Genomic DNA, 9,497 nt, shown 5'->3' with positions numbered 1-9,497 from the left:
CCGCTGGACGCCCCCCGGCCCGACCTCATCCTCGACAACCCGCCCTGCGCCTACCGGCTCACCGAGCAGCAGTACCACGGCGAACGCACCGACGGACCCGGCGGCGCCGGCACCACCGTCGCCCAACGCCTCGCCGCGCACGGCTGGAAGGTCGTCAAGACCGGCGACAGCTACTACGTACCCCTCAACCAACCCGAACGCGGCCTCATCCCGCTGCTGCTCGACGCCCAGGGCGTGGAGAACCTCACCGACGGCGAACGCGTCTACCCGACCCTCACCGGCCGGCGCGACGGCCCACTGACCGTCACCGGCTTCACCTGCCTCGCCGGCGCCACCGTCACCGGCCCAGTCACCGTCCGCGCCGGCGCCACCCTCGTCGCCACCGGCAGCACCATCACCGGCCCGGTCACCGCCACCGGCGCCGCCGGCGTCCTGCTCGCCGACAGCACCGTCACCGGCCCCGTCCGGATCACCGGCACCACCGGCGCGATCTCCCTGATCGACGTCACCGTCACCGGCCCGGTCGACCTGGCCCGCAACACCACCGGCACCGACACGCCGCTGCTGGCCGACACCACCGTCCGCGGCCCGCTCGCCTGCGCCGGCAACACCCCCGCGCCGACCAACCTCGGCCTCACCAACACCGTCCACGGACCCCGCACCGACCAGTGCGCGGCCCTGTGACACCCACCCGGTAACCCGGTGCCGGCAGGGCACACGCCGCCCTGCCGGCACCACCGCACCCCGTGGAGGCCGCCGTGTCCCACCCCCGCACCGCACCCGCCCTCGCCGCCGCGGTCCTGCTGCTCACCGCCACCGCCTGCACCACCGACGGCACCGCCACCCGCGACGCACCGACCCCGGCCGCCGCCGTCGCCGTCACCGGCCCACTCTGCGCCGCCCTGCCCACCGGCAGCGAACCCGGCAACCCCACCTTCCTCGCCGGCCAACCCGCCGACGCGGCCCTCACCTGGATGCCGACCCTCACCACCTTCGAAGCGGCGCTACGCACCAGCGGCGCCCTCACCGACCTCGACACCACCGGCGGGATCACCATCCTCGCGCCCACCGACGACGCCTTCGCCGCCATGTTCTCCGACGACACCTGGGACACCCTGATGACCCGCGACCACCAGAAACTGCGCACCCTGGTCAACGCCCACCTCATCGCCGGCGCCCACACCGCCGACGACCTCGCCACCGCCGGCACCACCCGCACCCTCGACGGCACCACCCTCACCGTCACCCGCACCGGCCCGAGCATCCGCCTCGGCGACAAGGCCGACACCGTCTGCGCCGACTACCAGGCCACCGGCGCCCGCATCCACATCATCGACGCCGTCCTCGGCCCACTGCCCGCCACCGCCGACGGCACCGGCCACCGCGCCCACTGAGTCACCGCCGCGCCAGCACCAGCTCCGCCGTCTCCCACAACCCCGGCAGGTACGCCAACACCGCGTCCGCCCGCCGCCGCCGGTCCGCCGCCGATGCCACCCCCAGATCCGCCACCGCCGCCTCGAACAACGGCAGCAGCTCCGCACCCCGCTCCGCAGCGTCCGCCGCCAGGATCAGGTGACACCGGGCGTACGTCGCCACGATCCAGAACATCGCCTCCCGGTGGAACCCCGCCGCCACTAACGCCGCGCTGCCGTCCACCGCCACCACCCGCGCCGCCGGCGTGATGTCGGCGCTGAAGAAGAACGGCGTCCGCGCCACCTCGGCCGCCACGTCGAAGGTGCGCGCCAACCCGGCCAGGTGCTCCCGCACCCGAGCAGCACCCACCCCGCCACCATCCAGCAAATCGAGCAGACCCGGGTAGCGCTCCGCCAGACCAAACCCGGCCAGCACCTCACCCGCCCGCACGTACCGCCGCCGCACCGTCGGCTCCACCAACCCCGCCACCAACGGCACCACCGCCGTCAACGACGTCGGAAACAGCCACGCCATTACCTGCTCGGGCAACGACGCCGACGCGTCCAGCTCCCGCAACCCCCGCTCGATGCGCTCCCGCACCCCGGCACACCGCCGCCGCACCCACCGCGGCTCGGCGAACTCCGCCGCCACCCGCCGGTGCGTCGCCGCCAACCGGCCCGTCGGATCCGCCAGCACCGCACCCGCCCGCAGACAACCCGCGAACACGAACGACCCCAGCACCTCCTCCGGCTCACCCAGCTCCGCCCAGGTCAGGAACGTCACCTCCAGCAACACCCCACCCCAGCGGAACTTGCCCACCTTCCCGGCCGGCCGATCCCGCACCACCAGCACGTCCACGTCCGACCACGGCGGCAGCACCGCATCGTCCGGCATGCTGAGCGTCGAACCACTGACCAACGCGCCCCGCACACCCGGCTCCCGCGCCGCGTACTGCCGCACCCACCGCTCCGCCACCGCGCGCGCCTCACCCACCCTCACCGCGCCGCCACCCCGCGCACCAACCCCGCCAACACCCGGTTGGTCCGGTTCGCCCGCACCGCGTCCCGCTGCTGACCGGCCGTCACCTCGATGTACGCCTGCGACGACGCCAACGACGCGTGCCCCAGCAACCGCATGATCTCCGCCGCGCTCGCCCCGTCCTCGGCCAACCGGGTGGCGAACGTGTGCCGCAACGCGTGCAGCCGCGCCCCCGGCGGCACCCGGTCGCCGATGCCCGCCCGCCGGTAACATGACTCCACCAGGTACTGCAGCCCACCCCGGCGCAGCGGCTCACCCCGCCGGTCCACCAGCAGCGGCGCGTCGGGCCGCACCGTCCGCGCCCCGAACCGCCTGGCCCGGCTGTCCAGATAGTCCACCAGCACCCCGTCCAGCTCCGGTTCGATCGGCACCACCCGCGGCCGCCCACCCTTGCCCGCCACGTCGACGCGCCGCTCACCGGGCCGGCCCGCCAGCGAACCCACCCGCAGCGCCAACAGCTCCGACAGCCGCAGCCCCGCGCAGAGCGCCAACGCCAGCACCGCCACGTCCCGCTCCGGCCACGGATCGCGCTGCCGGGCATCCGCACGGGCCACCGCCGTCAGCAACTGCTCCGGGGTGTCCGGGCCACGCAGCGGCTTGGGCCGGGGGAGCGGCGCCCGGGGCCGGTCGACAGCCGGCATCGGGTTGCCACCGACCACCCCGTCGGCGACCAGGAAGGAGAAGAAACTGTTCCAGGTGGACCAGGCCCGATGCACCGACGCCGCGGCACGCGGGGCGGCGTACCGGGCGAACGCCGCGCGCATCAGCCGGGGAGTGAGGGCGGCGACAGGCAGGGCGTCCAGGGGGAGGGGAGGGGTGACCAGCTCGCCGGCCAGGGCCGCGACGGTACGCAGGTCCCGCCGGTACGCCTCGAGCGTGTGCGGGGACGGCTTGCGGGTGGCCCGGGCGGTCAGGAACTCCTCGATCAGGCGCTGTACCGATTCGTCCTGTTTGTCATGCATAAGGGATATTATGCATGTTTTTCGCGTTGGTGGACAGGTCAGGGGAGGGCGCCGATGCGGCGGTACGTGCTGACCGGCGCGCCGGGAGCGGGCAAGACCAGCATCGCCGACGAACTGCGCCGGCGGGGATACCCGGTCGTCGCCGAGGCGGCCACCGACGTGATCACGGCGGGGCAGGCCCGGGGCGTGGCCGAGCCCTGGAGCGAGCCCGATTTCGTCGAGGCCGTCGTCCGGCTCCAACGCGCCCGTCAGGCCGAGGCGGGCGGGCCGGTGCAGGTGTACGACCGGTCGCCACTGTGCACGCTCGCGCTGGCACGGTTCCTGGGCCGTCCGGTCGGCGCCGTGCTGGCCGCCGAGGTCGAGCGGGTGACGGCAGCGGGGATCTACCAGCGGCAGGTGTTCCTGGTCCGGCCGTTGGGGTTCGTGACGCCGACGGCGGCCCGCCGGATCAGCTACGCCGACGCGCTGGAGTTTGCCCGCGTGCACGAGCGGGTGTACGCGGAGCACGGCTACGAACTGGTCGACGTCCCGCCCGGCCCGGTCGGGCGACGCGCCACCGCGGTGGCGGCGTACCTGGGGTCACCTCCGGTGAGGGAGGCCCCGATCCGGTCTACTTGACATAATGTACATTATCGAACCACGAGCGTCGGGCGGGATGAGCTGGGAACTTCGACGGTCGGCGGTCGCGCTCGGCGTCGTGGTTGGACGACAGGGCCCACGTCGGCCTCGCGCCGTGTCTGGCGCGCCGAGACGCTCGCCGATCGGATCGGACTGTCCGTGGCCACCGCAGCCGTGTGCCCCGTTCTCGGAGATCACCGGTGCCCGGCCGGGTCGACGGCCGCCGGCGCCGCCGGCGAGTACACCAACCCTTCACCACGACGCTGTCGACGGTCGTCGATGCCGCTCCCCCGGGCTCACAACCCTGGTGGTGCGGCGGCCGGGGCACGTACAACCGGGGTGGTAGCCGCATCGCAACTCCGGCACGACGACTCGGCACCTCGCCGGTCCATACGCTGCGGCCTGTACCGGTCATGCCAGCGAAGGGGATCCGCCATGTCCGTCCGTCACCTGCTCACCGCCACCACCGCCGCGCTGCTCGGGGCGTTGGGGTTCGCCACACCGGCGGCGGCGTACGTCTCGACCCAGCCGGTCGCGGCCGATGCCTACACCATGAGCGCCGGGCGACTCGGGGCCAGCGTGGCCGCCGTGCTGGGGCTGGCCGGCGCGATCGTCGGCGGGCTGGCGTTGGCCCGCCCCACCAGTCGGATCGGCACCGGCAGCGGGCGGCTCGGAGCCACCGTGGGTCTGGTGGCGGGTCTGCTCGGCATCGGCCTCGGCGGGTTGGTGGTGGCCACGTCGGACAGTGGCATCGGCACCGGCAACGGGCGGGGTGGAGCCTACGTGGCCCTGCTGGTCGGGCTGGTCGCGGTCGTGCTGGGTGGGCTGGCGCTGGCCCGCTCCCGCCGCGTCGGCTGACACCGGTCGACGGGCGCTGGCCCGGCGTGTGGGCCGGGCCGGCCCCCGGGTCGTCGTCGGGGCGCGCCCGCGTCAGGAGCGGGTGAGCCAGCCGGGGACGGTCAGGCCGGACTCGTAGGCGAGGATCACCAGCTGGGCCCGGTCGCGGACTTTGGTCTTCGTCATGATCCGGCTGACGTGCGTCTTGGCGGTGGCCGGGCTGAGCACCAGGCGCGCCGCGATCTCGTTGTTGGACAGGCCGGCGGCGACCAGCGTCATCACCTCGCGTTCCCGTTCGGTGAGCGCGTTCAGCCGGGGACCCGGGTCGGGGTGCGTGGCCCGGGCGGTGAACTCGGCGATCAGCCGGCGGGTGATCGACGGTGCGATCAGCGCGTCGCCGCGGGCCACCACGCGTACCCCGTGGATCAGCTCCGCCGGCTCGGTGTCCTTGACCAGGAAGCCGCTCGCGCCGGCGCGCAGCGCGCCGTAGACGTAGTCGTCCAGGTCGAAGGTGGTCAGGATGATGACGCGGACCGGCGAGCTGACGGTGATCTCCCGGGTGGCGGCGAGGCCGTCCAGGCCGGGCATCCGGATGTCCATGAGGACGACGTCGGGCCGTAGTTGGCGGGCGAGCCGCACGGCCTCGGCGCCGTCGGCGGCTTCGCCGACGACCTCGATGCCGTCCTCGCCGTGCAGGATGGACCGGAACCCGGCGCGGACCAGGGTCTGGTCGTCGGCGAGCAGCACCTGGATCACGGTGTCGCTCCGGTGAGTATCGGGCCGGGTCGCAGCGGGAGGCGGGCCCGGACCTGGAAGCCGCCGTCCGGGCCGGGGCCGGTGGTCAGCGCACCGCCGAGTGCCCGGGCCCGCTCGCCCATGCCGAGGATTCCGTTGCCGGGCGGCCCTGGTGCGCCGGTGCCGTCGTCGTCGATCTCCACCAGCACGTCGTAGCGGTCGGGTCGGACCCGGATCACCGCCGTGGTCGCGCCCGCGTGCCGGGTCACGTTGGTGAGCGCCTCCTGCAGGATCCGGTACGCGGCCAGGTCGACCTCCGGCGGCAGTGGCCGGGTTTCGGTCAGTTCGGTGCGGACGGTCAGGCCGGACCGGCCGGCGGTGGTGACCAGCTCGTCGAGGCGGTGCAGGCCGGGTGCGGGGCGGGTGGGTGCCTCGCCGTCCTGTCGCAGGCTGCCCAGCGTGGCGCGCAACTCGCCCAGCGTCTCCTTACTGATGTGTTTGATCGCGGTGAGGGCCTGTTCCGAGCGGGCCGGGTCCGGGCGGTGCAGCGCGGCGCTGGCCTGCACGTTGATCAGTGAGAGGTGGTGGCCGAGCGCGTCGTGCAGGTCGCGGGCGATGCGCAGCCGTTCCTCGGTGGCGTGGCGGCGGGCTTCCTCCGCCGTCCGTTGTTCGGCGGCGAGCGCGCGGGCCTGTGCCTCGGCGAGGTAGGCGCGGCGGTTGCGGGTGACGCCGACGATGACCGCGATGAGCCAGCCGGCGTGCAACAGGGTGGCTCCGTTGGCGTTGGTGCTGTCGTAGCTGTCCGCGGCGGCGAAGGCGAGTACGGAGGCGAGGCCGAGGCCGATGGCGACGCCGAGGTGGCCTTCGTCGACGACGGTGTAGAGGGCGACGACGAAGACCAGCATGATCGGGCCGGGGCGGTGCAGCAGTGCCCCGTACGCGCTGACGGCGGCCAGTGCCACCGCGCCCACCGCCACCGGGTGGCGGCGGCGGAGGTACAGCGCGGCGGTGGACGCCAGTACGGCCAGCAGGGCCAGCCGGTCGGCGGTGGTGTCGAGGCCGCGGGACTGCACGAGCAGGCCGACGAGGGCGACCAGGCCGACGGCGAGCACCAGGGTGGTGTTCGCTGCCCGGCTGTGCCATCGCCAGCTCGACATGGGCCGAAGCCTAGACCGTCGGTTCGGCGGCGGAGAAAGCTCCGGTGTGCGTTCCGAGCGGTTCGTTGCTGTCCCGGTCAGCGTTGTGCGGATCTGGTCGCGGGTGGTGGCTCAGCGGTAGTAGCCCTCGACCGGTTTGGCTGCCTCGTCGAACAGTGCGGGGCCGTCCTGCGGTACGGGCCGCGGGCCGGCGGTGAAGCTGGGCGCCTTGAGGCTGTCGAGCTGCTCGGTGGCCAGCGCGAACACGACGCGGCCGAGGCCGGAGCGTTCGAGCGCGCCGGTGCACATGCCGCAGGGCTGGCAGCTGGTGTACATGGTGGTGGCCGCTGCCACGTCCGGGGCCAGGTTCGCGGCCGCCCACCGGGCCAGCTTCAGCTCGGGGTGGGCGGTGATGTCGTTGTCGGTGATCGTGGTGTTCCGTTCTTCGGCGATCACCGTGCCGTCCGGGCCCGCCAGCAGGGATCCGAAGGGCGGGTTGCCGGCTTCCCGGGCGGCGTCGGCGAGCGCGATGGCCCGGCGGAGGTGACGTTCGTCGTCGAGGTGCACGTGTGCTCCGTTCATCGGTGGTGGTCGTTCTGGTCGCGGTGAGCGGCGACGGTGGCGAGCGCGTGCCGTGCGGTCTGTGGCCGGTGGGTCTCGTGCGGGTCGCCGTTGAAGGGGTCGAGCACGACCGTCTCGGCGCCGAGGAGGCGCAACTGGTCGAGGTCGTCGACGATCTGCTCGATGGTGCCTTCGCCGGCGAGGCGGGCGGGGCCGGTGAGGGGTGCCGTGGTCAGTCGTAGCGCGATGCGGGGCGTCAGGGCGGGGACGGGTCGTCGCTGCTCGTCGGCCGCGGCTTTCATCCGGTGCAGTGCCGCGCGTAGCCAGGGCAGGGTGAACCGCAGCGGGTGCCAGGCGGCGCCGAGGCGTACGGCCCGGGTCAGGCCGGCGTCGCTGTTGCCGCCGATCCAGATCGGTATCTGCCCGGCGCGGTAGTCGGTGTCGTTCGCCCAGGCGTCGCGTATCGCCGAGAGGTGTTCGTCGGTGAGGCGCCCGCGGTGGTGGAACGGGATGCCGAGCGCGGCGAACTCCTGCCGGGCCCAGCCGACGCCGACGCCGAGGACGAGCCGGCCGCCGCTGAGCTGCTGGAGGTTCGCGGCCATCCGCGCGGTGAGCAGCGGGTGCCGGTACGGGGCGACGAGGATGGTGGTGCCGAGCCGGACCCGGTCGGTGACGCCGGCCAGCCAGGCGAGGGTGGTGAAGGGTTCGTAGAACGGTGCCGGGTACTGCTCGGCGACGTCGGCTGTCACGGCGATGTGGTCGGACACCATCAGCAGGTCGAAGCCGAGGCCCTCGACCGTCTGCGCCCAGCGGCGCAGCACGTCGGGGTTTGTGCCGGGGCCGAAGTTGGGGACGTTGACGCCGATCTTCACGCCGTCCAGGCTATTCGGCGGTGCTGCCGGGTTGAAGGGAGTTCGGCCGGGGGGTGGGCGGTTTCGCCGTGGATCTGCCGGTAGTTTGCCGGAATGGCCGAGAGTCTCGATGCGACCGACTGGGCGATCCTGGGTGAGCTCCAGCGGGACGGGCGGGTTCCGCTGACCGAGTTGGGGCGCCGGGTGAACCTGAGCGCCTCCGCGGCGACCGAACGGGTGAAGCGGTTGGAGGCGGCGGGGGTGATCGCGGGTTACCGCGCCGAGGTCGACCTGGCGAAGGTCGGCTACCCGGTGCTCGCCGTCGTGCGTCTGAAGTACCCCGGCAGCCGGCACGAGCCACTGCACCGGCTGCTCGGGGAGCGGGTCGAGATCCTGGAGTGCCTGCGCACCACCGGCGAGGACTGTTATTCGCTGAAGGTGGCCGCCACCTCGATGGTCCACCTCGAGGAGCTGGTGAACGAACTGGCCCGGTTCGGCAGCACCACCACCAACATCGTCTACAGCCAGACGTTGCCCTACCGTGGTCCGATGGGCCGGCCGGCCACGTGTTCGTGACCGTGGGTCCGGGCGGGGCCCGGACCCACGGGTCGGTCGGTCAGGTCCACGGCACCTGCGGGCACGGGTGGAGGTCGACCTGCTACGGGCGTCACCGTGGCGCCGGCGCCGGTCCCCCGGTCACGGGTCGGGTCGCCGTCCGCTGGTCCGGGTCGCCGCGCAGGCGGGCGTGCAGGTGCATGTCGTGCCAGCCGTCGGCGTGCCGGCCCTCGCCGCGTTTGGTGCCCTCGGCGGGGAAGCCGGCGCGCAGCGCCACCCGGCAGGACGCCGGGTTGGCCGTGGAGTGGGACAGCTCCACCCGGTGCAGCCCGAGCCCGGTGAACGCCCAGCCGGTCAGTGCGGCCAGCGCGCGCGGTGCGACGCCCCGGCCCCGGGCGGCCGGCAGCACCCAGTACGACACCTCGGCCAGCCCTTCGGCGAGGTCGAGCCGGCGCAGGCTGATCTGGCCGAGCACCCCGGTGTGGTCGACGACCGCCCAGCCGGCGCCGGTCTCCCGCCGCCACCGTTCGGGCCAGCCGGCGATCCAGGCGCGGGCCTCGTCGTCGGTCATCGACCGGCAGTGCCAGCGTCGGATCGCCGGGTCGGCGTAGCCGGCGACCACGGCGGCCCGGTCGGAGGGCCGCCAGGGTCGCAGTCGGAGGCCGTCGGCGTCGATCTCGGGTTGCGGCCGTCGCGCCATCGTGCCGGGCGCCATCAGCGGTGGGACGAGCAGGGGCATGCCGCGATTGTCACCGACCCCGACCTGGCGTCGGGTCGGTGGGCACGGGCGT

11 protein-coding genes and 1 pseudogene are annotated in these 9,497 nt (G+C 73.8%); 5 read left to right on the top strand and 7 right to left on the bottom strand.

What is annotated here, in order from left to right; genetic code table 11:
* Together DLJ47_RS37670 and DLJ47_RS29895 are read left to right on the top strand one after the other, a co-directional pair.
* A pseudogene (locus DLJ47_RS37670) lies at nt 1-684 on the top strand (carboxypeptidase); the annotation flags it as partial.
* A 74-nt stretch (nt 685-758) separates the two neighbouring features.
* Entirely contained in the window at nt 759-1,394 is a 636-nt protein-coding gene (locus DLJ47_RS29895; protein ID WP_146228224.1) for a fasciclin domain-containing protein, read from the top strand.
* 1 nt (nt 1,395) lies between these two features.
* Here DLJ47_RS29895 and DLJ47_RS29890 read toward each other — a convergent pair whose 3' ends face one another.
* Together DLJ47_RS29890 and DLJ47_RS29885 are read right to left on the bottom strand one after the other, a co-directional pair.
* The gene (locus tag DLJ47_RS29890; protein ID WP_109904993.1) at nt 1,396-2,412 is read right to left on the bottom strand and encodes a hypothetical protein; all 1,017 of its coding nucleotides are present in this window, start codon (nt 2,410-2,412) and stop codon (nt 1,396-1,398) included.
* Entirely contained in the window at nt 2,409-3,413 is a 1,005-nt protein-coding gene (locus DLJ47_RS29885) for a tyrosine-type recombinase/integrase (RefSeq protein ID WP_109904991.1), read from the bottom strand. The genes DLJ47_RS29890 and DLJ47_RS29885 overlap by 4 nt, the downstream gene beginning before the upstream one ends.
* 54 nt (nt 3,414-3,467) lie before the next feature.
* Here DLJ47_RS29885 and DLJ47_RS29880 point away from each other — a divergent pair, with 54 nt between their 5' ends.
* Nucleotides 3,468-4,031: an AAA family ATPase gene (locus DLJ47_RS29880; RefSeq protein ID WP_109904989.1), complete on the top strand. Its 564-nt coding sequence runs from the start codon at nt 3,468-3,470 to the stop codon at nt 4,029-4,031.
* 435 nt (nt 4,032-4,466) lie between these two features.
* Complete coding sequence (locus DLJ47_RS29875; RefSeq protein WP_109904987.1) at nt 4,467-4,889, top strand: DUF6223 family protein; 423 nt, start codon at nt 4,467-4,469, stop codon at nt 4,887-4,889.
* A gap of 72 nt (nt 4,890-4,961) precedes the next feature.
* On the opposite strand, the gene DLJ47_RS29870 is transcribed toward DLJ47_RS29875, so the two are convergent.
* The 4 genes from DLJ47_RS29870 to DLJ47_RS29855 form a co-directional block, all read right to left on the bottom strand.
* Entirely contained in the window at nt 4,962-5,624 is a 663-nt protein-coding gene (locus DLJ47_RS29870) for a response regulator (protein ID WP_109904985.1), read from the bottom strand.
* Complete coding sequence (locus DLJ47_RS29865) at nt 5,621-6,760, bottom strand: sensor histidine kinase (protein WP_109904983.1); 1,140 nt, start codon at nt 6,758-6,760, stop codon at nt 5,621-5,623. The genes DLJ47_RS29870 and DLJ47_RS29865 overlap by 4 nt, the downstream gene beginning before the upstream one ends.
* Before the next feature lie 111 nt (nt 6,761-6,871).
* Nucleotides 6,872-7,321: a nucleoside deaminase gene (locus tag DLJ47_RS29860; RefSeq protein WP_208419444.1), complete on the bottom strand. Its 450-nt coding sequence runs from the start codon at nt 7,319-7,321 to the stop codon at nt 6,872-6,874.
* The gene (locus DLJ47_RS29855; protein ID WP_109904979.1) at nt 7,318-8,172 is read right to left on the bottom strand and encodes an LLM class flavin-dependent oxidoreductase; all 855 of its coding nucleotides are present in this window, start codon (nt 8,170-8,172) and stop codon (nt 7,318-7,320) included. Before DLJ47_RS29855 ends, DLJ47_RS29860 begins: the two co-directional genes overlap by 4 nt.
* A gap of 93 nt (nt 8,173-8,265) precedes the next feature.
* Here DLJ47_RS29855 and DLJ47_RS29850 point away from each other — a divergent pair, with 93 nt between their 5' ends.
* Nucleotides 8,266-8,727, top strand: coding sequence for an Lrp/AsnC family transcriptional regulator (locus DLJ47_RS29850; protein ID WP_109904977.1), 462 nt, complete (start codon nt 8,266-8,268; stop codon nt 8,725-8,727).
* Nucleotides 8,728-8,818: 91 nt separating this feature from the next.
* Here the strand turns inward: DLJ47_RS29850 and DLJ47_RS29845 are convergent, their stop codons facing one another.
* Entirely contained in the window at nt 8,819-9,445 is a 627-nt protein-coding gene (locus DLJ47_RS29845) for a GNAT family N-acetyltransferase (RefSeq protein ID WP_109904975.1), read from the bottom strand.
* Between the last annotated feature and the right edge of the window lie 52 nt (nt 9,446-9,497).

The organism is Micromonospora sp. S4605 (genome assembly GCF_003176715.1).
GTDB classification, from domain to species: domain Bacteria; phylum Actinomycetota; class Actinomycetes; order Mycobacteriales; family Micromonosporaceae; genus Micromonospora; species Micromonospora echinaurantiaca.
The sequence above is the reverse complement of the archived record's forward strand: the minus strand, read 5'-3'. Positions and strand labels throughout refer to the sequence as shown.